General features: G+C 71.7%; 23 protein-coding genes. 14 read left to right on the top strand and 9 right to left on the bottom strand.

Annotation, left to right across the window (positions count from 1 at the left end):
- Positions 1–147 precede the first annotated feature (147 nt).
- From AB0H93_RS10170 to AB0H93_RS10150, 5 genes are all read left to right on the top strand, one after another.
- Entirely contained in the window at positions 148–936 is a 789-nt protein-coding gene (locus AB0H93_RS10170; RefSeq protein ID WP_358570577.1) for a metallophosphoesterase, read from the top strand.
- Between the two features lie 64 nt (positions 937–1,000).
- The gene (locus AB0H93_RS10165; RefSeq protein WP_358570351.1) at positions 1,001–1,444 is read left to right on the top strand and encodes an SRPBCC family protein; all 444 of its coding nucleotides are present in this window, start codon (positions 1,001–1,003) and stop codon (positions 1,442–1,444) included.
- A gap of 11 nt (positions 1,445–1,455) precedes the next feature.
- Positions 1,456–2,673: an ArsA family ATPase gene (locus AB0H93_RS10160; RefSeq protein WP_358570348.1), complete on the top strand. Its 1,218-nt coding sequence runs from the start codon at positions 1,456–1,458 to the stop codon at positions 2,671–2,673.
- Between the two features lie 14 nt (positions 2,674–2,687).
- On the top strand, positions 2,688–3,056 hold the full coding sequence (locus tag AB0H93_RS10155; protein ID WP_358570574.1) for a hypothetical protein: 369 nt from the start codon (positions 2,688–2,690) through the stop codon (positions 3,054–3,056).
- Positions 3,050–3,985 carry an ROK family protein gene (locus AB0H93_RS10150; RefSeq protein WP_358570345.1) on the top strand — a complete coding sequence of 312 codons (936 nt, stop codon included), beginning with the start codon at positions 3,050–3,052 and terminating at the stop codon, positions 3,983–3,985. Before AB0H93_RS10155 ends, AB0H93_RS10150 begins: the two co-directional genes overlap by 7 nt.
- Positions 3,986–4,109: 124 nt before the next feature.
- On the opposite strand, the gene AB0H93_RS10145 is transcribed toward AB0H93_RS10150, so the two are convergent.
- Positions 4,110–4,589 (bottom strand): DUF308 domain-containing protein, encoded by a 480-nt coding sequence (locus AB0H93_RS10145; protein ID WP_358570342.1) that lies wholly within the window; start codon positions 4,587–4,589, stop codon positions 4,110–4,112.
- A complete protein-coding gene (locus tag AB0H93_RS10140; protein ID WP_358570339.1) occupies positions 4,586–5,353 on the bottom strand; it encodes an alpha/beta fold hydrolase in 768 nt (255 codons plus the stop codon). The genes AB0H93_RS10145 and AB0H93_RS10140 overlap by 4 nt, the downstream gene beginning before the upstream one ends.
- A 198-nt stretch (positions 5,354–5,551) precedes the next feature.
- Here AB0H93_RS10140 and AB0H93_RS10135 point away from each other — a divergent pair, with 198 nt between their 5' ends.
- From AB0H93_RS10135 to AB0H93_RS10110, 6 genes are all read left to right on the top strand, one after another.
- Positions 5,552–6,301 carry a lysophospholipid acyltransferase family protein gene (locus AB0H93_RS10135; protein ID WP_358570336.1) on the top strand — a complete coding sequence of 250 codons (750 nt, stop codon included), beginning with the start codon at positions 5,552–5,554 and terminating at the stop codon, positions 6,299–6,301.
- Between the two features lie 45 nt (positions 6,302–6,346).
- Positions 6,347–6,847 (top strand): polyadenylate-specific 3'-exoribonuclease AS, encoded by a 501-nt coding sequence (locus AB0H93_RS10130; protein WP_132482799.1) that lies wholly within the window; start codon positions 6,347–6,349, stop codon positions 6,845–6,847.
- 167 nt (positions 6,848–7,014) lie between these two features.
- Positions 7,015–8,040: a 6-phosphofructokinase gene (locus AB0H93_RS10125; RefSeq protein ID WP_358570333.1), complete on the top strand. Its 1,026-nt coding sequence runs from the start codon at positions 7,015–7,017 to the stop codon at positions 8,038–8,040.
- A 301-nt stretch (positions 8,041–8,341) separates the two neighbouring features.
- Positions 8,342–9,802: an MFS transporter gene (locus AB0H93_RS10120; protein WP_358570330.1), complete on the top strand. Its 1,461-nt coding sequence runs from the start codon at positions 8,342–8,344 to the stop codon at positions 9,800–9,802.
- A 246-nt stretch (positions 9,803–10,048) separates the two neighbouring features.
- Positions 10,049–10,525, top strand: a complete 477-nt coding sequence (locus tag AB0H93_RS10115; RefSeq protein WP_358570327.1) for a PPOX class F420-dependent oxidoreductase — start codon at positions 10,049–10,051, stop codon at positions 10,523–10,525.
- Positions 10,526–10,606: 81 nt separating this feature from the next.
- The gene (locus AB0H93_RS10110) at positions 10,607–11,995 is read left to right on the top strand and encodes a class II 3-deoxy-7-phosphoheptulonate synthase (protein ID WP_358570324.1); all 1,389 of its coding nucleotides are present in this window, start codon (positions 10,607–10,609) and stop codon (positions 11,993–11,995) included.
- Positions 11,996–12,053: 58 nt separating this feature from the next.
- On the opposite strand, the gene AB0H93_RS10105 is transcribed toward AB0H93_RS10110, so the two are convergent.
- From AB0H93_RS10105 to pknB, 3 genes are all read right to left on the bottom strand, one after another.
- Positions 12,054–12,749 carry an aspartate/glutamate racemase family protein gene (locus tag AB0H93_RS10105; protein WP_358570321.1) on the bottom strand — a complete coding sequence of 232 codons (696 nt, stop codon included), beginning with the start codon at positions 12,747–12,749 and terminating at the stop codon, positions 12,054–12,056.
- 109 nt (positions 12,750–12,858) lie between these two features.
- Entirely contained in the window at positions 12,859–14,448 is a 1,590-nt protein-coding gene (gene mptB / locus AB0H93_RS10100) for a polyprenol phosphomannose-dependent alpha 1,6 mannosyltransferase MptB (protein WP_358570318.1), read from the bottom strand.
- Between the two features lie 224 nt (positions 14,449–14,672).
- Entirely contained in the window at positions 14,673–16,655 is a 1,983-nt protein-coding gene (pknB, locus tag AB0H93_RS10095) for a Stk1 family PASTA domain-containing Ser/Thr kinase (protein WP_358570315.1), read from the bottom strand.
- Between the two features lie 171 nt (positions 16,656–16,826).
- Between pknB and AB0H93_RS10090 the strand changes: the two genes are divergently transcribed.
- A complete protein-coding gene (locus tag AB0H93_RS10090; RefSeq protein ID WP_207954243.1) occupies positions 16,827–17,192 on the top strand; it encodes an Rv2175c family DNA-binding protein in 366 nt (121 codons plus the stop codon).
- 126 nt (positions 17,193–17,318) lie between these two features.
- Here AB0H93_RS10090 and crtI read toward each other — a convergent pair whose 3' ends face one another.
- Positions 17,319–18,782, bottom strand: coding sequence for a phytoene desaturase family protein (gene crtI, locus AB0H93_RS10085; protein ID WP_358570311.1), 1,464 nt, complete (start codon positions 18,780–18,782; stop codon positions 17,319–17,321).
- Positions 18,782–19,912 (bottom strand): polyprenyl synthetase family protein, encoded by a 1,131-nt coding sequence (locus AB0H93_RS10080; RefSeq protein ID WP_358570308.1) that lies wholly within the window; start codon positions 19,910–19,912, stop codon positions 18,782–18,784. Before AB0H93_RS10080 ends, crtI begins: the two co-directional genes overlap by 1 nt.
- Positions 19,913–20,015: 103 nt before the next feature.
- Between AB0H93_RS10080 and AB0H93_RS10075 the strand changes: the two genes are divergently transcribed.
- Positions 20,016–20,894, top strand: a complete 879-nt coding sequence (locus tag AB0H93_RS10075; RefSeq protein WP_358570305.1) for a methylenetetrahydrofolate reductase — start codon at positions 20,016–20,018, stop codon at positions 20,892–20,894.
- Positions 20,895–21,051: 157 nt separating this feature from the next.
- Here the strand turns inward: AB0H93_RS10075 and AB0H93_RS10070 are convergent, their stop codons facing one another.
- Entirely contained in the window at positions 21,052–21,717 is a 666-nt protein-coding gene (locus AB0H93_RS10070) for a DUF3153 domain-containing protein (protein WP_358570302.1), read from the bottom strand.
- A gap of 99 nt (positions 21,718–21,816) precedes the next feature.
- Between AB0H93_RS10070 and AB0H93_RS10065 the strand changes: the two genes are divergently transcribed.
- On the top strand, positions 21,817–23,499 hold the full coding sequence (locus AB0H93_RS10065) for a DUF885 domain-containing protein (RefSeq protein ID WP_358570299.1): 1,683 nt from the start codon (positions 21,817–21,819) through the stop codon (positions 23,497–23,499).
- A 103-nt stretch (positions 23,500–23,602) separates the two neighbouring features.
- Here AB0H93_RS10065 and AB0H93_RS10060 read toward each other — a convergent pair whose 3' ends face one another.
- Positions 23,603–24,172 carry a GNAT family N-acetyltransferase gene (locus tag AB0H93_RS10060; RefSeq protein ID WP_358570296.1) on the bottom strand — a complete coding sequence of 190 codons (570 nt, stop codon included), beginning with the start codon at positions 24,170–24,172 and terminating at the stop codon, positions 23,603–23,605.
- Positions 24,173–24,411 lie beyond the last annotated feature (239 nt).

Raw genomic sequence — 24,411 nt, 5'->3', positions numbered from 1 at the left:
AGCGTAGTTGCCCCGATGATCGGCATGGTGCCGCCGGTTGGCGGCTTGCGCCGCTCGAACGGTGCAGGTGGGCATCGGGTGCTCCCAAAGCGGCCCTCGAACGGATTAGGTTCGAGGGGAGGAGTTGTCGGCGGAGGGGAGTTGGACTTGCGCGTCCACGTCGTTTCGGACGTCCACGGCAACGTCGAGGACCTCAAGCGGGCCGGGGACGGCGCCGACGCGCTGGTGGTGCTCGGTGACCTGATCGACTTCGTCGACTACCACGACCACGGCAAGGGCATCCTCGGGCGGGTGTTCGGCCCGGAGAAGGTGGCCCGGTTCGCCGAGCTGCGGCGCAGCCAGCGCGGCCCGGAGTTCGGCGCCTACGTGCGCTCGCTGTGGGCTGGGCTAACCGATCCGGCGGCGGTGGTCGAGGAAGCCGTGCGGGAGCAGTACGCCGAGCTGTTCGCGGCGCTGACCGCGCCCACCTACGCCACCCCGGGCAACGTCGACGCGCCGCACCTGTGGCCGGAGTTCGTCCGCGACGGCATCCGGGTGCTCGACGGGGAGAGCGCCGAAATCGGCGGCCTGACCTTCGGTTTCGTCGGCGGCACCGTGCTCCCGGCGGGTGCGACGCTGCGCCGCCACGCCGCCTGGGTGCCGTACCTGCGGCCGGAGGACGAGTACGACGCGGCCGTCGCGGCGCTGCCCGAAGTGGACGTGCTGTGCACCCACCTGCCGCCCGCCGTGGCGGAGCTGACCTACGACGTGGTGGCGCGGCGGCCGGAGAGCGGCTCGGCCGCGCTGGTCCGACGGATCGCCGCCGACCGGCCGCGGTGGTCGCTGTTCGGGCACGTGCACCAGCCGCTGGCGCGGCGCATGCGGATCGGGCGCACCGAGTGCGTCAACGTCGGGCATTTCCAGCGCACCGGGCGGCCCTACGTGCTCCGCTGGTGAAGGTGAGCAAAAACCCTGCTCCTCCACGCCGCTACCGCTGCCCGCACCCGGTAACCTGCGGCGCATGGTCGATCAGTCCACCCAGTCCATCGTGATCGAGGCGCCGGCCGCGCAGATCATGGCAGCCATCGCGGATTTCGGCGCCTACCCGGAGTGGGCGGAAGCGGTGAAGGAGACCGAGGTGCTCTCGCAGACCTCGGGCGGTGATGCGGAGCGGGTGCGCTTCGTGCTGGACGCCGGCGTGGTCAAGGACACCTACGTCAACGTCTACGACTGGGCGGGCGACGGGCTGTCGGTGAGCTGGAACCTCGTCGAGGGCCAGGTGCAGAAGGCGCAGCGCGGCAGCTACCGGCTCAACCCGCTGTCCGGCGACCGCACCGAGGTGACCTACAGCCTGGCGGTGGACCTGGCGATCCCGATGATCGGCCTGTTCAAGCGCAAGGCCGAGAAGATGATCATGGATACGGCGCTGAAGGAGCTCAAGCGCCGCGTCGAAGGCACGAAGTAAGCAAGCATCCGTTGCGAATCCTGCTGTTCACCGGAAAAGGCGGGGTGGGCAAGACCACCCTCGCCGCCGCCACTGCTGCCCGCGTCGCCGGGCACGGCGGCAAGGTGCTCGTCGTCTCCACCGACCCGGCGCACTCGCTGGGCGATGCGCTCGACGTCGAACTCGCCGCGTTGCCGCGCGAGGTGCGGCTGGACGGTTCGTGCGCGGTGCTGCACGCCGCCGAGGTGCAGACCCGCGGGCTGGTCGACGGCGCCTGGCGCGAGCTGCGCGAACACCTGCGGACCATGCTGCAGGGAGCCGGTGTCGACGAGGTCGACGCGGAAGAGCTCACGGTGCTGCCCGGTGTGGAGGACCTGCTCGCGCTGTCCGAGGTGCACCGGCTGGCGGTGAGCGGTCCGTGGGACACCGTGATCGTCGACTGCGGGCCGACCGCCGAAACGCTGCGCCTGCTCGCGCTGCCCGAATCGCTCTCCGGCTACCTGGAGCGGCTGTTCCCGGCGCACCGCCGGGCCGTGCGCGGCCTGCTCGCCGGCATCGCCGGTAGCGAGCAGGTGGAGCGCTGGGACTCCGTCGCCGACGGGCTCGGGCGGCTCGCGGAGCGGCTCGCGGACCTCAAGGACATGCTCGGCGACGCCGGGACCAGCGTCCGGCTGGTGCTCACCCCGGAGACGGTGGTGGCCGCCGAAACCCGCCGGACGCTGACCGCTCTGGCGCTCCAGCAGATCCGGGTGGACGGCCTGGTGGCCAACCGCGTGGTGCCGCACCCCGGATCGGCCCGCGGCGCCGCGGCGGGCTGGTTGCGCACCCGCCGCCACGAGCAGGAGAAGGTGCTCGACACGTTGCGAGCGGCGACGGATCTGCCTCTGCGCGTGGTCGAGCACCGCGCCGCCGAACCGGTCGGCGCGGAGGAACTGCTGGCGCTCGGCGACGAGCTCTACGCCGACGCCGATCCGCTGGAGAACCCGCCGAACCCGCCGTCCATGCAGGTCACCGGCGGTGGACGCGCGCTGGACGCGGAGTATTCCCTGCGGATCGCGCTGCCGCTGCACCCGGCGGCGGAGCTGGACCTGGCGAGGATCGGTGACGAGCTGGCGATCACCGTCGACGGCCGCCGGAGGCTGATCGCCCTGCCCGCGGTGCTCCAGCGGTGCGCCGTGACCTCGGCGGTCGCCGGCGACGACGGGCTGACGGTGCGGTTCCGACCCGACCCAGAGTTGTGGATGCGGTGAGACCGGTGGACGAGATGCGCGACGAATCCCGGCACGACCAGCTACTCGACGAGCTCCGGCAGCTGCTCGACGTGATCGCGGGCAAGGCGGAGGACTACCTGAGCAGCTGCGACCAGGGCGCCGAGCCCGGCAGCGGAACGGGCTGCGGCTGGTGCCCGCTGTGCGCGGCGGTGGCGCTGCTGCGCGGTCGCCGCCCGGAGCTCAACGACCAGCTCCTCGGGATCGTCCAGTCGCTGCGGCAGATGCTGTCCGATCAGCCCCCGGCCGAAGCGCCCGAGGAGTCCGAAGAGGACGTTCCGGCGCCGTCGAAGGTGCAGCGGATCGGGGTGCGGCGGGTCGCCGGCCCGGTGCTGGCGGACGGCGAGGCCGCGTCGAGGTGCTGACCATCGGAGTGGACGTCGGCGGAACCAGCGTGCGAGCCGGCGTGGTGGATCAGCACGGCGAGATCCTGGAAACCCACCGCGTGCCGACGCCGGCCACTGGACCCGAGCTGAACGCGGCGATCGCGGACACGGTTCGCGCGCTAGCCGACCGGTACCCGGTCGCCGGGGTGGGTCTGGCCGTCGCCGGCTTCGTCAGCGAGGACCGCAGGGTGGTGCGCTTCGCGCCGCACCTGGCCTGGCGGCACGTCGCGGTCGCCGACGAGCTCGCCGAACGGCTCGGGTTGCCGGTCGTCCTGGAGCACGACGCGAACGCTGCGGCCGTCGCGGAGCAGCGCTTCGGCGCGGCCGTCGGCGCGCGGGTGGCCGCGCTGGTGGCCATCGGCACCGGCATCGGCGGCGCGCTGGTGATCGGCGGCGAGGTGTTCCGCGGGGCCTACGGCGTCGCCCCGGAACTGGGGCACCTGCGGGTCGTCCCGGACGGCAGGCCGTGCTCCTGCGGCAAACGAGGCTGCTGGGAGCGGTACTGCAGCGGCACCGCACTGGCGGCCACGGCGCTGGAGCTCCGCCGGGAGGCGGGGGAGCCGGTGCTGGTCGAGCCGACCGGCGTCGACGTCGCGCACGCGGCGGAAGCGGGCGACCCGCTAGCCCTCCGCGCGGTCGCGGACCTGGCACGCTGGCTCGGCGAGGGCTTGGCGCTCGTCGCGGACGTCTACGACCCGGAGGTCGTGGTGATCGCGGGCGGGGTCTCCGACTCGGCGCACCTGTTCCTCGACGCCGCCCGAGAGCACTACGCCCAGGCGGTCACGGGAGCCGGCCACCGCCCGCTGGCGCGGATCGCGGTGGCCCACTACGGGGATTCGGCGGCCATGATCGGCTCGGCGGCCCTGGCCCGAGAACACGTCCTGACCGAAGCCCCGCACCTGACCTGACGCAATTTCAATGGAAATCGAAGGTCCGATTTCCATTGAAATTGCGGAAGTTGTCCACAGGCTCCGGTGTGTCGGGCCCCGACACGCCGGAGGTCCGCAGTTTCCATTGAAACTGCGGGACGCCTCAGACCTGGGCGCCGTCGTCGTTGCCGGTGTTCGGCGGCGGGCCCTGCCGCAGCCTCAGCAGGAGCCAGCCGATGCCCGCGCTGATCAGCACCAGGCCCAGCGGCATCGAGAGCGAGCTCGACATCCCGGCGAGGCCGGGCACCAGCAGGACCAGCACCCCGACCGCGATCACCGCGATCCCGAGCAGCGTCGTCGGTCGCGGCGTGGGCAGCGGCGGCGGCTCCGGCGGGACGAAGTGCTCTTCCTCCTCCTCGGGCCCCGGCACCCAGTCCCGCGGCCCCGCGTCGCGCGCGGCCTTCGGCTCGACCTCGGCGACGTCGGCGACCGCGCTAGCGGTGCCCGCGGTGTCGGTGGTCTCCCCGGGGGCGTCCTCGGGCCACCGCGCGAACGTCGAGTCCCGCTCCAGATCGGCGACGATCTCGGCGAATGCGGCGTCGATGTCCTCCGGCCCGTCGGGGTTGTCGCGGCGCGTGTTCATACGACTTCCTCGGCCCGTTCGCTGTGGATGCGTTGCAGGAATTCGACGCTGCCGCTGAAGATCGCGGGCGCGTCGTGGTCAAGCGTCGCCACGTGGAAGCTGTCGGCCAGCACGACCTCCGCGAGATCACCGCTGGCGACCCCGTCCAGCACGAGCGCGGAGTTGACCGGCTCGACGATGTGGTCGACGGCCGACCGGAAAAGCAGCAGCGGCTGGCGCACCCGGCCGAGGTCGGCGCGCACGACGCCCCAGAACTCCTGCAGGCTGGCCATCGCGCGCAGCGGCAACCGCTGGTAGGCGAGCTCGAACCCGCCGGATTTGGCGATGTCACCGGGGATCCCGCCGATCGCGGGCCACACCCGGCTCAGCAGCGGTAGCAGCCGGGCGCCCCTGCGCAGCGTCGTCACCGACGGGTTGACCAGCACGATCCCGGCGATGTCGGGATGCTGCTCGGCCAGCCGCAAGGTGAGCGTGCCGCCCATGGACTGGCCGAACACGAACACCGACCGGCAGCGCCCGCGCAGTTCGGCGAGCCCGGCCTCCGCCGCGGCGTACCAGTCCCGCCAGCTCGTCCGGTTCAGGTCCGGCCACCGGGTGCCGTGACCGGGAAGCAGCGGGCAGCGGACCGTGAACCCCTCCGCCGCCAGGTGCTCGCCCCAGGCGCGCATGCTCTGCGGGGTGCCGGTGAACCCGTGGCAGAGCAGCACGCCGATGTCCTCCGATCCGTTGTGCGTGAACGGTTCGGCACCGGGGAGCACGGGCACCGCGGCCTCCCAACAGCATCGGCGAGCCAGTACCGCTTCATCGTCGCATGCGCGGCCGACATGTGGGGCGGATTGGCGGTGCCGTCGTGATCGCTCCAGGGAGAGCGCGAGATCGCCACTTCGAGGCCGCATTGTGCCCGATGTCGCGGCTCCGTAGGCTGAGCAGGGAAGTCGGCGGGGCAAGGAGGCGGCAGCGCGGTGTTGTACTGGGTGATGAAGCACTTCTTGCTCGGGCCCTTGATGAAGCTGTTCTGCCGTCCGAAGGTCGAAGGCGTCGAGCACGTGCCGGCCACCGGCGGCGCGATCCTGGTCAGCAACCACCTGGCGGTCGCCGACTCGTTCTTCATGCCCCTGATGATGCCGCGCCGGGTGACGTTCCTGGCCAAGCGCGAGTACTTCACGGGCAAGGGCGTCAAGGGCAAGTTCAAGAAGTACTTCTTCTCCGGCGTCGGGCAGGTGCCGATCGACCGCTCCAGCGGCGCCGCCGCGCAGGCCGCGCTGGACACCGGCGTCCGCCTGCTGCGCGAGGGCAAGCTGCTGGGCGTCTACCCGGAGGGCACCCGGTCGCCGGACGGCCGGCTGTACAAGGGCAAGACCGGGGTCGCGCGGATGGCGCTGGAGTCGAAGGCGCCGGTGATCCCGATCGCGATGTTCGGCACCGACCGGGTCAACCCCATCGGGTCGAAGATGTGGTACCCGCACAAGGTCGTGGTGAAGGTCGGGCCGCCGCTGGACTTCTCCCGCTACGAGGGCATGGCGGGCGACCGGTTCGTGGAGCGGTCCATCACCGACGAGATCATGTACGCCCTGATGGAGCTCTCCGGCCAGGAGTACGTCGACGTCTACGCCGCCAAGGTGAAGGACGACCTCGCCGCGCAGGGCAAGCACGTCGCGGGCTGGAAGGCGCCGAAGCCAGCCGAGCGGCTCCCGGAGTCCAAGGCCGGCTGACGGCCCGCATACGCTGCTGGAACGGCGGGCACCTACCCTTGCCCGGTGCGGTACTTCTACGACTGCGAGTTCATTGAGGACGGACACACCATCGAGCTGGTGTCGATCGGGATGGTCGACGAGTCCGGCCGCGAGTTCTACGCGGTGTCCACCGAGTTCGACGCGTCTCGGGCCGGTGCCTGGGTGCGGCAGCACGTGCTGCCGCAATTGCCGCCGCCCGCCGATCCGTGCTGGCGCTCCCGCGCCCGGATCCGCGAGGACCTGTACTCCTTCCTGACCGCCCGCAACGGGAACGTCGAGCTGTGGGCCTGGTACGCCGCCTACGACCACGTGGCGCTGGCGCAGCTGTGGGGCGCGATGCCGATGCTGCCGTCGCGGATCCCGAAGTTCACCCGCGACCTGCGGCAGCGCTGGGAGGACGTCGGCAAGCCCAAGCTGCCGTCCGCGCCGGACAACGCGCACGACGCCTTGGCCGACGCCAAGCACAACCTCGAGCGCTGGAAGGTGATCGAGGAGGTCCGCCGCAAGCGCGGCTTCGTCTGGTAACCGCCTCGCGGACCTCGCACGTTCCCAGCTCCGCCGTCGCGACCGGTAACTTCCCGGATACTTGCTGCAACGATCCAGTTCGTGCCACGCTGTGGTCAGGGGGAGATGCAGATCACGTCCTTTCTGGGCTGAATTCGAGGAGGCGGCGAAAAGCGATGCCGGCTGGAATGCGTGTCGGAGTGCTCACCGGTGGCGGCGACTGCCCCGGGCTCAACGCGGTGCTCCGCGCGGTGACCCGCAAGGGGATTTCGGTGCACCAGCACGAGATCCTGGGATTCCGCAGCGGGTGGCTGGGCCCGGTGGAGGGCCTGACCATGCCGCTGACCCTCGACAAGGTGGAGGAGATCCTCAACCGGGGTGGCACCATCCTGGGCTCGTCGCGCACCAACCCGTACAAGGTCGACGACGGGATCGCCCGGCTCAAGGCGACCCTGGAGGAGAACCGGGTGGACGCGCTGATCGCGATCGGCGGCGAGGACACCCTCGGCGTCGCCGAGCAGCTCACCCACGACGGCGTGCCGGTGGTCGGCGTGCCCAAGACGATCGACAACGACCTCGACGCCACCGATTACACGTTCGGCTTCGACACGGCGGTGGACATCGCCACGGAGGCCATCGACCGGCTGCGCACCACGGCGGAGTCCCACCACCGGGCGCTGGTGGTCGAGGTGATGGGCCGGCACGCGGGGTGGATCGCGCTGCACTCCGGGCTGGCGGGCGGCGCGAACGTCATCCTCGTGCCGGAGCAGCCGTTCAGCGTCGAGAAGGTCTGCGCCTGGGTGGAGCAGCGCTTCGAGCGCCAGTACGCCCCGATCATCGTGGTTGCCGAGGGGGCGGTCCCGGAGGGCGGCAAGGAACTGCTGCTGACCGGCGAGAAGGACGCCTTCGGCCACGTCCGGCTGGGTGGCGTCGGAACCTGGCTGGCGGAGGAGATCGCGGCGCGGACGGGCAAGGAGTCGCGCGCGGTCGTCCTCGGCCACGTGCAGCGCGGAGGCACGCCGACGGCCTACGACCGGGTGCTGGCGACCCGCTTCGGCCTGCACGCGATCGACGCGATCACGGAAGGCGACTACGGCAAGATGGTGGCGCTGCGCGGCACGGACATCGTCCGGGTGCCCCTGAGCGAAGCGACGGCATCGCTGAAGACGGTGCCCCTGGAGCGCTACGCAGAAGCCGAAGTCCTCTTCGGCTGAAGCCCGGAGAAGGGGCGCCGCCCAGCACGGCGACGCCCCTTCGTCCGTGAGGTGTGCGAGTTCTTCCCCGGCTGTGCGCGGTCCTCGCCGAAAGCCGGCCGGATCAGCACTCATCTGATCCACTGTGGACGCCCTGGTTCCGACGTACCGGGATCTCGCCGACATCTGGCGCGAAGGCGTGCGCATCGACCGGTCGGTCGCTGGCGGTGTTCCAGCATGTGGACGCACTCGTTCCACCGGTTAGGCTAACCCCTCGCTCGCGCCTGCGGGCACGATCCAAGAACTTCGGAGGGGTGCAGCCGTGTCCACGCAGCCGGTCGCCGAGCGGGAGCCCGTGCTCATTCGCTCGGCTCGGGACGTCACCGAACTGGTCAACTCGGGTGCGGCGCGGGGCAGCCACGCGAAGATGATCGTGCTGCTGGCCCTCGGCGGGATCTTCCTGGACGCCTACGACCTCACTTCGCTGGCCTACGGCATCACCGACATCAAGCAGCAGTTCGGGCTCTCCCCGGCCGGGGCCGGCGCCGTCACCGCCTCCATCAGCGTCGGCGCGATCTTCGGCGCGTGGCTCGGCGGGCTGCTGGTGGACCGGCTCGGCCGCTACCGCGTGTTCATGGCCGACATGCTGTTCTTCGTGGTCTCCGCGCTCGGCTGCGCGCTCGCGCCGAACATGGAGGTCCTGATCTTCTTCCGGTTCCTGATGGGCTTCGGCGTCGGCATGGACATCCCGGTCGCGATGGCCTTCCTGGCCGAGTTCTCCCGGCTGAAGGGCAAGGGCAGCAAGGGCTCCCGCACCGCGGCGTGGTCGCCCGCCTGGTACGTGGCCACCAGCGGTTGCTACCTGGTGATCATGGCGCTGTACTTCGCGCTGCCCGACGAGCACCACGGCCTGCTGTGGCGGTTCACCGTCGGCTTCGGCGCGGTGCCCGCGCTGGTGATCCTGCTGGTTCGCAACAAGTACATGAACGAGTCGCCGTCCTGGGCGGCCAACCAGGGCGACCTGGAGCGGGCCGCGAAGATCCTGCGCAAGTCCTACGGCGTCAACGCCGTGGTGGCGCCGGACGCGGAGGTGGTGAAGCCCCAGGCCGAGCGCCGCGGGCTGCGGGACTTCGCGCAGCTGTTCCAGCGCCGCTACCGCGCCCGGACGTTCCAGGCGCTGGCCATCGGCCTCGCCCAGACCTTCGGCTACAACGCGGTCGCCTACGGGCTGCCGATCATCATCGCGAGCATCCTCGCCCAGGGCGCGCTGAACACGATCACCGCCTCGCTGGTGCTCAACCTGGTCTTCGCGGTCACCGGTGGCCTGCTCGGCATCCGGCTGGCCAACACGGCGGGCGCCTGGAAGATGACGTTCATCGGGTTCGGCGTGCAGCTGGCGTCGATGGTGGTGCTGGCGCTGATCGGCAAGCCGTCGGCGACCGCGTACGTGCTGTTCGCGATCTTCGCGCTGGGCGCGTTCATGTTCGCGCAGGCCTCCGGGCCGGGCGCGCACTTCATGAGCTTCGCGTCCCTGAGCTACCCGACGACGATGCGCGGCACCGGGATCGGCTTCAACCAGGGCACCCTGCGGGTCGGCTCCACGCTGGCGCTGTTCTTCTTCCCGGTGCTCAGCGCGGCGCTGGGCAGCGGCGTGTTCTGGGTGATCGCGCTCGCCCCCCTGATGGGCCTGGTGGCGCTGCTGGCCAAGCGCTGGGAGCCGGTGGGCTACGACGCCGACGCGGTCGAGGCCGAGTGGCAGCAGGAGAAGGCCGTCACGAGCTAGCTCGGCTTCTTCCACACCACGACGTCCAGCGTCAGCTGCTGCGGGTCGTAGGCTTCGCGGACGACGATCCCCGAGGTGGTTGCCCGCCCGGTTCTCGCGTCATCGACGGGGCGAGAGCCTAGCGCCGGCGGTGTCGCGCCAGGGCCGGTTCGGGTGATCGACGGTGACCGGTCTTCCGTTGACGCGGTGGGGTGTTCCGGAACAAGATCGGCACACCACCGGCCCCGCGGGAAACGGAGCGCTGCAATGTCGCGTCGCGGCCAGATCACCATGTCCGAGGACGAGATCGTCGACTTCATCGCCCAGCGCCGGGTCGTCGTGCTGGCGACGCTGAAGGCCGACGGGCGACCGCACCTGGTGCCGATGTGGTTCGTGCACGACGGCCCGGTGATCGAGGTGTGGTCCTACGGCCGGTCGCAGAAGACGCTGAACCTGCGCCGCGATCCGCGGGCCACGCTGCTGCTGGAGACCGGCACGGAGTACGGCGAGCTGCGCGGCGTCTCGCTGGAGTGCGACGTGCAGCTCCTGGACGCGCCGGAGGACGTCGAGCGCATCGGACTGGGCCTGGCGGAGCGCTACGGCACGGCGGCTCCGGGCGAGCTGGCGGCGAGCGAGGAGGCCCGGGCCGTCCTGCGCGCCAAGGCCGCGAAGCGGGTCGGGCTGCGTTTCACCCCCACCCGGACGATCACCTGGGACCACCGCAAGCTCGGCGGCGGCTACTGAATCGAAGCCCGCAGGGCTTCCGCGATGTGGGACGGCTCTCCCGACGTTAAAGGTGTAGCGCGCAGCCCCTATTCTGGGAATGTGAACTGGACCGTCGACGTCCCCGTAGATGACCTGCCCGAGCTGCCGCCGTTGCCGCCGGAGATGCGCGCCCGCCTGGACGACGCGCTGGCCCGCCCTGCCGCGCAGCAGCCGCAGTGGCCGAACCCGGACCAGACCGGCAGCGTCCGGAAGGTGCTGGAGAGCGTCCCGCCGGTGACCGTGCCCTCCGAGGTGGACGAGCTGCGCCGGCACCTCGCGGCGGTCGCCCGCGGCGAGGCGTTTCTGCTGCAGGGCGGCGACTGCGCGGAGACCTTTGCGGACAACACCGAGCCGCACATCCGCGGCAACATCCGCACGCTGCTGCAGATGGCGGTGGTGCTGACCTACGGCGCGAGCATGCCGGTGGTCAAGGTCGGCCGGATCGCCGGGCAGTACGCCAAGCCGCGTTCCAGCAACACCGACGCGCTGGGCCTGCCGTCCTACCGCGGCGACATGATCAACTCGCTGGTCGCCACCGAGGACGCGCGCCGCCACGACCCGTCGCGGCTGATCCGCGCCTACGCCAACGCCAGCGCCGCGATGAACCTGTCCCGCGCGCTGACCAGCGCCGGGATGGCCGCGTTGACCAAGGTGCACGACTGGAACAAGGACTTCGTGCTCAACTCGCCGGCCGGCGAGCGCTACGAGTCCGTCGCCGCCGAGATCGACCGCGGCCTGCGCTTCATGGCGGCCTGCGGCGTGGACGACTCCAGCCTGCACTCGGTGGAGTTCTTCGCCAGCCACGAGGCGCTGGTGCTGGACTACGAGCGCGCCATGCTCCGGCTGGACACCACCGGCGACCGGCCGCGGCTGTTCGACCTGTCCGGGCACTTCCTGTGGGTGGGGGAGCGGACCCGCCAGCTGGACGGCGCGCACATCGCGTTCGCCGAGCTGATCTCCAACCCGATCGGCCTCAAGATCGGCCCGGGCACCACGCCCGAGCAGGCCGTGGAGTACGTCGAGCGGCTGGACCCGAACAACGAGCCCGGTCGGCTCACCCTGATCAGCCGGATGGGCAACGGCAAGGTGCGCGACGTGCTGCCGCCCATCGTGGAGAAGGTCACCGCCTCCGGGCACCAGGTGATCTGGCAGTGCGACCCCATGCACGGCAACACCCACGAGGCGAGCACCGGCTACAAGACCCGGCACTTCGACCGGATCGTGGACGAGGTGCAGGGCTTCTTCGAGGTGCACCACCGGCTCGGCACCCACCCGGGCGGCATCCACATCGAGCTGACCGGTGAGGACGTCACGGAGTGCGTCGGCGGCGCCCAGGAGATCTCCGACGCGGACCTGGCGGGCCGCTACGAGACGGCCTGCGACCCGCGCCTGAACACCCAGCAGTCGCTGGAGCTGGCGTTCCTGGTCGCGGAGATGCTGCGCGGCTGAACCAGCGGGAAGCATTCGGGAGGGCCCGGAACCCAAGCGGTTCCGGGCCCTCCTTCGGTTACTCGGCGAGCGCGATGTCCAGGGCGTGCCCGACGTGCAGGCGGGTGGAGTCGAACAGCGGCAGCGGGCTGTCGTCCGGGCCGAGTAGCAGCGTGATCTCGGTGCAGCCCAGGATCACGGCTTCGGCGCCGCGCTCCGCCAAGCCCCGCACGATCCGCACGTACTGCTCGCGGGAGGCGTCCTCGACGCGGTTGCGGGTCAGCTCCCGGTAGATCACGTCGTGCACCACGGTGCGGTCGGGTCCCTCCGGGACGATCACGTCGATGCCGTGCCGGTCGCGCATCCGCGCCCGGTAGAAGTCGAGTTCCATCGTGTAGCGGGTGCCCAGCAGGCCGACTCGGGTGAGGCCGGCGGCCGCGATCCGCGCGCCGGTGGCGTCGACGATGTGCACGAACGGCACGTCGATCGCCGCCTCGATCTCCTCGGCGACCTGGTGCATCGTGTTGGTGCAGAGCAGGACCAGATCCGCCCCGGCGCGGCGCACCTGGCGCGCGGCGTCTGCCAGGCGTCGGCCCGCCGCTGCCCAGTCCCCGGCCTCCTGCATGGCCACGATCTCGGCGAAGTCCACGCTGTACAGCACGCTCGGCACGGTGTTGTAGCCGCCGAGTCGGGCTCGGCTCTCCTCGTTCAGCAGCCTGTAGTACTCGGCGGAGGATTCCCAGCTCATCCCGCCGAGCATCCCGATCGTGCGCATGCGTCCTCCTCGTCGAACGGCGTCGTGCCAGACAGCCTCGCCTGCGGCAGCCGGCGCCGGTGAGCCGGGGTGTTGCCCAGGAGGTCGTGCATTGCCGCGGGACGAACGGTCAGGGCCGTGATTCGTGCACTTCACGCGGCAGGTGGGCGGTCGTGACCGTGCGCGAGAACTTGCCGAAGGTGCTGCTCAGGCCCAGCGGGTCGAAGCGGACCAGGGACAGCGCGCCGAGCACCGCGGCTCCGATGCCGACCGCGACGAACGGCCAGTTGTACATCGCCTGCTCGCCGTCGGGGTAGTAGGCCAGGACCAGCGCGATCGAGGCGCCGACCACGTAGGACAGCGCGCGCGGCGTCCAGGCGAAGGCCGCACCCAGCGCCAAGCCCCACGTCGTGTACCACGGCAGCAGGACCGGCGACAGGAACGCGCCGAAGCACAGCACGATCGCCGCGCGGCGCACCGCCTCGGGCCCGCCGTCCCGCGCCTGCCACCAGTTCCAGGCCAGGATCGCCACCAGCAGCACCGAGCCGAGCGTGCGCGTGGTGCCCACGAACGGCCAGATGTTGGTCTCGCCGAACACCTGCACCAGGCTGTGCACCGCTTGTCCGACGGCGGTCGGCGCGGAGAGGTAGTTGACGATCATGCCGGGCGCCGACAGCGCGGAAAGCCAACCGAACCCGACCTTGGCGAGCGCCGTGCAGGCCCCGAAGACCACCACGAACACGCCCAACGCCGGGAACACGGCGCGGACGAACCGCCGCCACAGCGGCCCCTCCAGGCGGGACGCCCAGATCCACACCAGGAACGGCAGCGCGAGCCCGGCGGTCGCCTTGATCGCCATCGCCGCCGACACCAGCGCGATCCCGGCGACGTTCTTGCCTTCGAGCATCAGCAGCGTGCCGACCGCCAGCAGCCCGATCATGAGCATGTCGTTGTGCGGGCCGCCGACGAGGTGCACCACCGTCATCGGGCTGGCCGCGACCAGCCAGAGCGCGACCGGCAGCCGGCCGCCGAGGTGCCGGACCAGGCCGGGGAGGGCGCAGATCAGCAGCGCCAGGCCGCCCAGCAGCACCAGCCGCATCACGATGACGCTGGCGATGACGTCGTGGCCGGCCAGCAGGATCACGCCCTTGGCCACGCCCATGAACAGCGGGCCGTACGGCGCGGGCGTGGTCTGCCAGGTGGGGTGCACGTTCTCCGGGATCGGCCCGGTCAGCGCCGACGGGCCGACGCCGTAGGGGTCGAGGCCGTTGAGCGCGAGCAGGCCCTGGCCCAGGTAGCTGTAGACGTCGCGGGTGAACAGCGGCGGCGCGATGAGCATCGGGCCGAGCCAGGCGGCGGTCGCCCACAGCACGCCGCGGGAGGTCACCAGGTTCGCGATCACCCCGCGGCCGAGCCGCACCCACGCCCACACCAGCAGCGCGAAGCCGACGTAGACGACCGTGACCGCGACGTCGCGCCCGTGCCCGTAGCGCAGCACCGAAAGCGGTCCGGAGCCGAGGACGGGATCGTGGACGAGCGTGCCGGCGGCGCCGAAGGATCCGATCAGCAGCAGCACGGACCCGATCGCGCCCAGTGCGATGGTGCGCAAGGGCAGCGGGCGCCGAGGCCGGCGTCCGCCGAGACTGGGCTGGCCGGCTGTGGTGTTGGTGGTCCGTTCGGACCAGTCGGGAGCCGACTCGATCGAAACACTCGGGGGCATTGTGCTTCCAATAGTTCCACAACCGGCCGCTCGAGCCGCTGTGACCAGGCGAGATCCGTCGTGTCGTGGGCGACGCTCCCGCTTTTCGGTGATCGCCGGACGCCGAGTACGCGCTGGTAGACACCGGCGGCGGGAAAACGTTACGCCGTCGAGAAGAGATCAGGATCACATTGCGGATCGTGTGGTTCTGCCGGGTCGTGGGCGCGGGCCCACGACCCGGTGGCTCAGAACGCGGTCACGTGGATCGTCGACCCGGGCTCGACCTTGCTGCCGGGGAGCGGCAGCTGCCCCAGGATCATCATGCCGTCGCGCTCGAAGAACGCCTGCACGTCCAGCTGCAGGCCCAGCGCGGCGACCTGCTGCTTCGCCTCGTCCACCCGGACGCCGTTGAGGCTGGGCACCTCCACCGCGTTGGACAGCACCACGCCGATCCGCGGCTTGCCGACCAGCCGGATCTCGCTGCCGATGGCCGGATCGGTGCTGATGACGTGGTCGCCGGCGATGTCGGAGTCGAACTGGCGGCCCGCCTCGTAGGGATCGAACCCGGAGTTGCGCAGCGTGGTGAACGCGTCGTCCTTGTTCATCCCGCGCACGTCGGGCACCTTCACCGGCGGCGGGCCCTTGCTGACGATCACGGTGACCTCGGCGCTGATGTTCAGCGGCGTACCGGGGCCGGGGTTCACGCTGATGACCCGGCCTTCGGGCACCGTCGTGTGGAACTGGTCGGCGGACTCGTCGTGCTTGGGTTGCAGCTTGACGTTGCGGATCGCGCTCTCCGCCTCGGCGAGCGTGGTGCCCTCGGCGATCTCCGGGACCTTGGGCTTGCCCAGCGACACGACGAGGTCCACGGTGCTGCCGCTGCGCGCCTTGCTGCCCTCGTTCGGGTTGGAGCTGATCACCACGCCTTCCGCGACGGCGTTGTCGTAGGTCTTGGTGACGTTGCCGGTCAGCCCGGCGCCTTCCAGCGCCTGCTGCGCGACGGCCTCCTGCTCGCCGACGAGGCGCGGCACCTGGACCGAACTGCCGAGGCCCAGCCAGAACGCGGCGCCACCGACCAGCGCGGCCAGCGCCAGGACCACGACGGTCCACACCAGCACCGTCCGCCTGCCGCGACTCCGGTCGCGCTGCGGGCCGGTGGCCGGGGCGGCGACGGCGGAGAACTCCTGGGTGTGGTCCCCGGTGGCGGGGCGGGCCATCGCACGGGTGCGCTGCGGCCCGACGGGGCGCGTCTCGCGGACGGCCGGGATCTGCTCCGTCGGCGGGTCCTCGGCCGCGGGCGCCATCTGCGTGGTGCGCTCCTCGGACGCCGGGACCGGCACGGCGACCGGGGCGATGCCGAGGTCGGTGCGGACCTGCTGCAGCTCGGCGAGGAACACCTCGGCGTTCTCCGGGCGCTGCGCGGGGTCGCGGCGCGTCGCGCGGAACACGAGGTCGTCGATGGCCTGGGGGATCTCCGGCACCAGCTCGCTCGGTGGCGGGACGTCGTCGTTGACGTGCCGGTACGCCACCGACAGCGCGGTGTCGCCCACGTAGGGCGGGCGGCCGGTCAGCATTTCGAAGAGCACGATCCCGGCGGCGTACACGTCGGAGCGCGCGTCGGCGGCCCCGGTGGTCACCTGCTCCGGCGACAGGTACGCGACGGTGCCCAGGATGATGCTGCCGCTGGTCGTGCCGGCTTCCGCCGCGGCCCTGACCAGCCCGAAGTCGGCGACCATGACCGAGCCGTCCCGGCCGATCAGCACGTTCTCCGGCTTGACGTCGCGGTGCACCATGCCCGCCTGGTGCGCGGCGCCCAGCGCCGAGAGCACCGGCGCCATGACGCTCAGCGCCATCGCCAGCGGCAGGCGGCCGCCGCGGTCCATGATCAGGTCCCGCAGCGTGCAGCCCTCGACGAGCTGCATCACCAGGAACACGTGGTCGCCGTCGGGGCGGTGGTCCACGCCCTGGTCGTAGACGGCGACGACGTCGGGGTGGTGCAGCCGGGCCGCGGCGCGCGCCTCGCGCTCGAAGCGGTCGACGAACGACCGGTCGCCGGAGTACTGCGCGTCCATCACCTTGATCGCCACCGGCCGGTCCAGCCGGGTGTCCAGGCCGCGGTAGACCGTGGACATGCCGCCGCGAGCGATCAGCGAATCGACCCGGTAGCGGCGTTCGAGCATGGCTCCGACGAGGCTCGCGCCACCGCCGGAACGTGTCTCAGGAGTCATCTTCCGCCCACCGCCGGGTACCTTTCCGCCCCCGATTGTTGCAGGCCGCGCGGGCGGCACCGGGGATGGCTCCGCAGTCGGGCTCGGGATCGATCACGATCATGATGGTATGCCGGGCGCGACCCGTGCGGTGTGCGGCATCGCGGTCGGTCATGTGGCAAGGTGTGCAGCGTGAGTGCGATCCCTGCTGCCCCGGATGTGCTCGCTCCCGATGTGGAGGTCGTCCCGCTGCCCGACGTCGCCGAGCGACTCGGTCAGCCAGTGACCCGGGTGCACCAACTGATCCGTGATGGACATCTGCTCGCCCTGCGCAGGAACGGAGTGCTGGGCGTGCCCACCGCGTTCCTCGTCGACACCGAAGTGGTGAAGGGCCTGGCGGGCACGATCACCCTGCTCCGGGACAACGGTTACCAGGAGGACGAGATCCTCCGGTGGCTGTTCACCCCGGACGACTCGTTGCCCGGCACGCCGATCGACGCGTTGCGCGGCGACCGCGGTCGAGAGGTGAAGCGGAGGGCCCAGGCGATGGGCTTCTGAGGTCCGGCCGACCGGACGACGAAACGCTGCTCAGCCCGCTCAGGGCTCGCGAGCACTTTGGCCGTCATAGCGATCCGAAGTACTCACGAGGCCGTTGAGCTGCGCGAACGCGGTAGTCGGCGCCGGTCAGCCGGTGATGCGCCGGGCGGCGAGCTTGCCGGACAGCAAGACCGGCGGAACGCCCACGCCCGGCGTCGTGCCCGAGCCGGCCAGCACCGCGTTGGCCAGGCCGCGCACCAGGTTGCGCGGCCGGAACGGACCTGTCTGCGCGAACGTGTGCGCGGCCGAGAACGGTGTTCCGGCGGCGTGGCCCTGCGCCGCCCAGTCCGCCGGGGTGATCAGCTGCTGCTCCTCGATCGCCGCGCCGAAGCCGGTGAACCCGCGCCGCTCCAGCTCGCCCAGCAGCTCGTCGCGGTAGGCGGGGCCGATCCGGTCCCAGTCGATCGGCCCGGTGCGCAGGTTCGGGCAGGGCGCGAGCACGTAGTGCAGCTCGCGGCCGTCGGGCGCCAGCGACGGATCGGTCGCGGTCGGCCGGGTGATCAGCAGCGACGGATCGGTCATCAGCCTGCCGTCGCGGATGATCTCGGTGAACGTGCTGTGCCAGGCCGCGCCGAAGGAGATCGTGTGGTGCGCGTCGGACCAGCCGCGGGTGGTCCCGGCGTGCAGCACCACCGCCGACGGCGACCAGCGCAACCGCCGCCGCGGGCGGTGGCCGAGGAGCTCGTGCACGACCGGCAGGTCGGGCGTGAGCACGAACGCGTCGGCCGCGATGCGGGTGCCGTCGGACGTCCGGGCCGCGGTGATCCGGTCGCCGCGCCGCTCCAGCTCCGCGACTTCGGTGTTGTAGTGGAACGCGACGCCCGCGCCCGCTGCCGCGTCGGCGAGCGCGGTCGGGACCGCGTGCATGCCGCCGCGCGGGAACCACACCCCGTTGACGGTGTCCATGTACGAGATGACGGCGTACAGGGCGAGCGCTCGGCGCGGGTCCAGGCCCGCGTAGAGCGCCTGGAAGGAGAAGACGCGGCGCAGCCGCTCGTCGGCCAGGAACCGGCCGATCGCCGGGCCGAGCCGGCCGAAGCCGCCCAGCGCCGCGAGGCGCGCCAGCTCGGGCGAGAGCAGGTCCAGCGGCGAGTCGAAGTTCGCGTCGATGAAGCGGTGCATCTCCGCCCGGTAGACCTCGGTCAGCCAGCGCCGCAGCCGCCGGTACCCGGCCGCTTCCGCAGGCCCGGCGAACCGCCGCACCTCCTCTTCCATCGCGGCGGCGTCGGTGTGCACGTCGAGCGCCGAGCCGTCCGCGAACCGCGCCCGGTAGGCCGGGTGCAGCGGGATCAGGTCGAGGCGGTCGGCCACCGATTCGCCGACCGCGTGCAGTGCCTCGTCGACGAGCTCGGGCATGGTCAGCACGGTCGGGCCGGTGTCCATCCGGTACCCGGCGACCTCGTGCAACCCGGCCCGCCCGCCCGGCAGGCCAGCCCTTTCGACGACCGTCACCCGCCGCCCGGCGCCCGCGAGGTGCAGGGCCGCGGTCAGCCCGGCCAGTCCCGCACCGACGACCACGACGTGATCGGTGCGGCCGGCGACGGTGCGCATCAGTGGCTGCGGTCGGTGACGGCGATCGCGAGCTCGGCCAGCCGCGACGCGGCCGGTTCGGCCAGTCCCGCGGTGTGCAGCGCGAGCATCGCCGAGCCGGTCAGGTCGGTGATCCGCTTCTCGACGGCCGCGACCGCGCCGAGCCTCGTCAGCACCTGCCGGGCCTGCTCGACGCGGTCCGCGTCCAGTTCGGGATCGCCGAGCACGTCGCGCAGCAGGTCCAGCGCGGGCTGGTCGGCCTGCTCGCGGGCCGTCGCCACGGCCTCGGCGATCAGCACCGTCCGCTTGCCTTCGCGCAGGTCGTCCCCGGCGGGCTTGCCGGTCACCCCGGGGTCGCCGAAGACGCCGAGCAGGTCGTCGCGGAGTTGGAAGGCGACGCCGATGTCGGAGCCGAACCGGCGCAGCGCCTCCAGCGCGTCCGGGCCGGCGCCAGCGGCCTCCGCGCCGAGCTCCAGTGGCCGCTGGACGGTGTAGGACGCGGCCTTGAGCTGGCAGATCTGCAGCGCGGCCTGCGTCGTCTCGTCGCCGCGGAACTGGCCGAGCACGTCGAGGTACTGGCCGGCGAGCACCTCGGTGCGCATCGCGCGCCACGGGCGCAGCGCCCGGGCCAGCGCCTCCGGCGGGATACCGGCGCTGTGCAGCAGGTCGTCGGCCCAGGACAGCGCCAGGTCGCCGAGCAGCACCGCGGCGGCGCGCCCGAACTGGATGCCGGTGCCGGAGAACCCGGACTCGCGGTGGATCTGTTCGAACTTGCGGTGCACGGTCGGGTTGCCGCGGCGGGTGTCCGATTCGTCGATCAGGTCGTCGTGCACCAGCGCGCAGGCCTGCAGCAGCTCTAAGGCGCTCGCGGCCCGCAGCATCGCCTGCGCCGCGGGGCCCTCGGCGGGCCCGCCTGCCGCGCGCCAGCCCCACCAGGCGAAGGTGGGGCGGATCCGCTTCCCACCGCCGAGGACGAATCCGGCCAGCTCGGCCACCGCGGTCGCGAACGCTGGGTCGAGGTCGGCTGCCTCGGCGCTGCGGGTCCGCAGGTAGTCGGTCAGCGTCCGCTGGACCTGACCGGGGAGGTCGGTTTCCACGACGACGGTGTCCTTGCCGGTCGCTTGCAGGGTGGTCGAATTCGATGGGGGCACACCCCCATCCTCCGCGACGCCATCGGGTGACGGCCGCCGGGGCCGCTCCCAGCCGCTGGGACGAAGCCGGAGGAGCGCGGGAACCGTCCTTATCCTGTTCGGCATGACGGCGGTGGTGGATCGGTTGCGGACCGAGAAGACGACTTTCTCGGTGGAGTTCTTCCCGCCGCGAGGCGACGACGAGGAGCGCATCCTCTGGCGGGCCATCCGCGAGCTGGAACCGCTGGACCCCGCCTTCGTCTCGGTGACCTACGGCGCGGGCGGCTCCAACCGGGACCGCACCATCCGGACCACCGGCCGCATCGCGCAGGAGACCACTCTGACGCCGATGGCGCACCTGACCGCAGTGGACCACTCCGTCGCCGAACTCCGCAACGTCATCGGCTGGTACGCCGCGTCCGGGGTGCAGAACGTGCTGGCCGTGCGCGGTGATCCGCCGGGGGACCCGAACGGCGAATGGCTCCGGCACCCCGAGGGCCTGACCTACGCGGAGGATCTCGTCCGGCTGGTGCGGGAGCTCGGCGAGTTCTGCGTCGGTGTCGCGGCCTTCCCGCACGGCCACCCGCGCTCCGCGGACCTGGAAACCGACGCCGACCACCTGGTGCGCAAGATCCGCGCGGGCGCGGGCTTCGCCATCGCCCAGCTGTTCCTGGAGCCGGAGTACTTCCTGCGACTGCGCGACCGGATGGCCGCCCGCGGCTGCGACGTGCCGCTGCTGCCGGGCATCATGCCGATCACCACGCCGCGGGTGCTGGGCAAGTTCGGCGAGCTCGCCGGGGCGCCGGTGCCCGCCGAGGTGTCGGAGCAGCTGCTGCCGCTGGCGGAGGATCCGGCGGGGTTCCGCGCCGCGGGCGTGGACTTGGCGACGCGGCTGTGCGAACGGCTGATCGCCGAGGGCGTCCCGGCGCTGCACTTCTACACCCTCAACCGCTCGAAGGCGACGCGCCAGGTGGTCGCGAACCTCGGTCTGGGAGCCGGTTAGCGACTGTTTCCAGGCTCGTTTTGCGTGGCGGTGCGGGTGGCGGAACCCCACGGGGCTGTCCTCGCCAGACGACGTCTGAGAACCCGCGGCGGTGCGAGTGCGCAGGTGGGCTAAGCGGCTGGCGCCGCTTCAAAGACGAAGAACAACTAACAACCCTTTAGGCGTTCTGGTCGGCCCGGTTGCGCACGTGGGCGCGCAGCGCGAGCACCGCCACGACGGCCGCCGCGCAGAACGTGAGCCCGCCGACCAGTAGCGCCCAGCCGATCCAGTCCATCCCGGTGGCGTTGGAGTACTGGTAGGTGGCCGACATCTCGCTGACCGCGCCGGGCTGCAGCGACCAGGAGACCGTGCCGGCGCTCTCCTCGCCGTTGGTGTTGGTGATCTCGCCGGGCGCGCTGATCTTCAGGTCGACGCCGGAGTCGGTGTCGGCCAGCGGCGTCAGGTCCGCCGAGCCCTCGAAGATCACCAGCGAGCCGGACCTGGACAGGTGCAGCCGGTAGCGGGCATCGGGGCTCATCGCCTCGGCGAGCTGCTCGACCTCCGGGAAGGTCAGGTCGCGGAACGACAGGTGCGAGCCGACGCGGGGGCCGTCGCGGAACGGCGTGATCTGCACCCGGTCGGCGACGTTCTCGGGCGGCTGCAGGCGGAGCGGGGCCTGCCCGTCGGCGACCTGGGTGGCGAGCACGACCTCGCCGGACACCTGGTCCTCGCCGGAGATGTTCAGCGAGGCGTTGGCGTGCAGGCACCCGCTGAGCAGCGCGCCGAGCACGGTGATCAGGACCAGCAGGAGCGCGGTGCGGCCGCGCGGGGTCTTGTCCTCCACCCGGGCGATCTTTCCATCCGGCGAGCCTTTTCGCCGCCCGCGAACGCCCGCTTTCGTCGAGGCGCGTGACCGCCGCCGTCGCGCGATAGCGTGGCGGGCATGGGAGTTGACCACAGCGGTGTGCACGAAATCAGCGACCAGTTCGTATCCGAGCTGGTCGCGCTCGACCCGGTCGCCGGAACCTACCTGGGCGTGCCCGGCCGGGACGAGGAGCTGACCGACTACTCGCCGGACGGGCACCGGGCCCGCGCGGACCTCGCCCGCCGCAGCCTCGCGGCGGTGCAGGCGGCCGATCCCGCCGACGATTCCGAGCGGGTCGCGCAGGCGGTGTTCGCCGAGCGCGTCGGTCTGGACCTGGAGCTGCACGAGGTCGGCGCGGACATGGCCGCGCTGAACGTGATCGCCAGCCCGGTGCAGGAACTCCGGCAGGTCTTCGACCTGATGCCGACCGACACCCCGGAGCAGTGGCGCACCATCGCCCGCCGCCTGTCGGTGATGCCCGAAGCGGTGCTGGGCCTGCGCGCCGGGCTGCTGGCGGCGGCCGCGGACGGCAACGTGTCGGCGGCCCGGCAGGTCCGCAAGGTCGCGGAGCAGTGCGACACCTGGTCCGGGCGCGGCGGGCAGTCGTCGTTCTTCGCGGCGATGGTCGGGCGCGCCGAGGGCGTGGACGAGTCGCTGCGCCGCGACCTGGACACCGCGGCCGAATCGGCCGCCGAGGCGTACGCCGGACTCGCCGACTTCCTCCGCGGCGAGCTGCTGCCGAAGGCCCCGGAGAAGGACGCCGTGGGCGAGCAGCGGTACCGGTTGTGGTCGCGCTACTTCACCGGCGCCCGCCTCGACCTGCGGGAAGCGTACGAGTGGGGCTGGCAGGAGTTCTCCGGCATCGAGGCGGAGATGAAGCAGATCGCGAACCGGATCAAGCCGGGGGCGACGCTGGCCGAAGCCGCGGCCGTGCTGGACGCCGATCCGCGCTACCAGGTGCACGGGCAGGACCGGTTCGAGGAGTGGATGCAGCAGCTGTCCGACCAGGCGCTGCAGGACCTGCGCGGCACGCACTTCGAGATCCCGGACCCGCTGATGCGGCTCGAGTGCCGGATCGCCCCGCCGGGCGGCGGCGTCGGCGCCTACTACACCGGCCCGACCGACGACTTCTCGCGGCCCGGCCGGATGTGGTGGTCGGTGCCCGCCGGCCGGCAGGACTTCCCGACCTGGCGCGAAGTTTCCACCGTGTACCACGAGGGCGTGCCGGGGCACCACCTGCAGGTCGCGACCGCGGTGCACGAGGCGCAGCGGCTCAACAAGTTCCAGCGGCTGGCCTGCTTCGTCTCCGGGCACGGCGAGGGCTGGGCGCTGTACGCCGAGCGCCTGATGCGCGAGCTCGGCTACCTCGAGGACGACGGCGACCTGCTCGGCATGCTCAACGACCAGCTCTTCCGCGCGGCGCGCGTGGTGGTCGACATCGGCATGCACCTGGAGCTGGAGATCCCGGCGGGTACCGGCTTCCACGAGGGCGAGCGCTGGACGCCGGAGCTGGGCCTGGAGTTCATGCTGAGCCGGACCATCACCGACCCGGCGCAGGTCCGCGACGAGATCGACCGCTACCTGGGTTGGCCGGGCCAGGCGCCGTCGTACAAGCTCGGCGAGCGGCTGTGGCGGGCCGCCCGCGACGAGGCCAAGCAGCGCCACGGCGCGGCCTTCGACGTGAAGGAGTTCCACACGCAGGCCCTGCGGATGGGCGGCATGGGCCTCGACACCCTCCGCGAGCAGCTGGCCCTGCTGTAACGGCATCGACCCGGGCCGTGGGTCTTCCGGGGTGCCGGGAGACCCACGGCGCCGTGGTCGGAAATCGAAACCCTGCTGCGGTGTCAGCCGCCCGCCGGCGCGATCAGCTGGGTTCCAGGGGGAGCGAGCGCCCCAGGACCGCGAAGGGCCGCGGGTCGCCCGTGAAGCGGTAGTTGCGCAGGACGTCCGCGAAGCCCACCCGGCGGTACAGCTTCCAGGCGCGGGTCGGGCCTTCCGGCGTGGAGAGCAGGACCTTGCTGCCCTGCGCGCCGGAGAGCAGGCGGCGCAGGATCTCCTCGCCGAGGCCGCCGCCCTGGCTTCCCGGGTGCACGTGCAGCTCGGTGAGCTCGAAGTAGTCGTCCAGCCAGCTGTCGGCGTCGCCGCCGCTGCTCAGCAGCCCGCGGCGGACCTGCTCGTGCCACCACTGCCCGGGGGCGCCCAGATAGCCGTAGCCGATGCCGATGAGCTCGTCGTGGTCGCTGAACGCGCCGATGCAGCGCCAGCCCGCGCGCAGCATGTGCGCCGACCACATCGGGGCGCGCTGCTGGGCGGTCGTGGGCGGGTAGTTCATCGCGGTCACGTAGATCTGCAGGGCTTCGGGCAGCCGGGCCCGGAGCTGCTCCGTGGTCAGCTCGGTGATCCGGTCACAACGGGGGGATGGCGCGGCGGTCACGGGGCGAACATTAGACCCTCCGCGGCGTGCGGTCCTTTCCGCGGCCGATCCTGCCGCCGCGGCGTCCCGGCCGGGTGCCTGATTCGGCCACTCGGGTGATCATCTTGGCTGGTCATGACTCGAACAGGTGAGCTAGGGCTCATTGCTTGAGTCCGTCGGTGGTGCGCGCTAATCTGAAGATGTTCGAACTGAGGTTCGATGAACTTCTGTTCGAACATCGAGTCCGGCGGTGGGGTGGG

It is taken from the genome of Saccharopolyspora sp. NPDC050642 (assembly GCF_040654735.1).
Taxonomy (GTDB): Bacteria; Actinomycetota; Actinomycetes; order Mycobacteriales; family Pseudonocardiaceae; genus Saccharopolyspora; species Saccharopolyspora elongata.
This window is presented reverse-complemented; position numbering and strand designations above follow the sequence as displayed.

Coding starts and splice junctions, on each gene's coding strand:
- crtI (WP_358570311.1), bottom strand. CDS start 18,782: ATGCGCACCGTCGCCGGCCGCACCGATCACGTCGTGGTCGTCGGTGCG.
- AB0H93_RS10105 (WP_358570321.1), bottom strand. CDS start 12,749: ATGCGCACGATCGGGATGCTCGGCGGGATGAGCTGGGAATCCTCCGCC.
- AB0H93_RS10125 (WP_358570333.1), top strand. CDS start 7,015: ATGCGTGTCGGAGTGCTCACCGGTGGCGGCGACTGCCCCGGGCTCAAC.
- AB0H93_RS10145 (WP_358570342.1), bottom strand. CDS start 4,589: ATGAACACGCGCCGCGACAACCCCGACGGGCCGGAGGACATCGACGCC.
- AB0H93_RS10115 (WP_358570327.1), top strand. CDS start 10,049: ATGTCGCGTCGCGGCCAGATCACCATGTCCGAGGACGAGATCGTCGAC.
- AB0H93_RS10065 (WP_358570299.1), top strand. CDS start 21,817: ATGGGAGTTGACCACAGCGGTGTGCACGAAATCAGCGACCAGTTCGTA.
- AB0H93_RS10075 (WP_358570305.1), top strand. CDS start 20,016: ATGACGGCGGTGGTGGATCGGTTGCGGACCGAGAAGACGACTTTCTCG.
- pknB (WP_358570315.1), bottom strand. CDS start 16,655: ATGACTCCTGAGACACGTTCCGGCGGTGGCGCGAGCCTCGTCGGAGCC.
- mptB (WP_358570318.1), bottom strand. CDS start 14,448: ATGCCCCCGAGTGTTTCGATCGAGTCGGCTCCCGACTGGTCCGAACGG.
- AB0H93_RS10155 (WP_358570574.1), top strand. CDS start 2,688: ATGCGCGACGAATCCCGGCACGACCAGCTACTCGACGAGCTCCGGCAG.
- AB0H93_RS10165 (WP_358570351.1), top strand. CDS start 1,001: ATGGTCGATCAGTCCACCCAGTCCATCGTGATCGAGGCGCCGGCCGCG.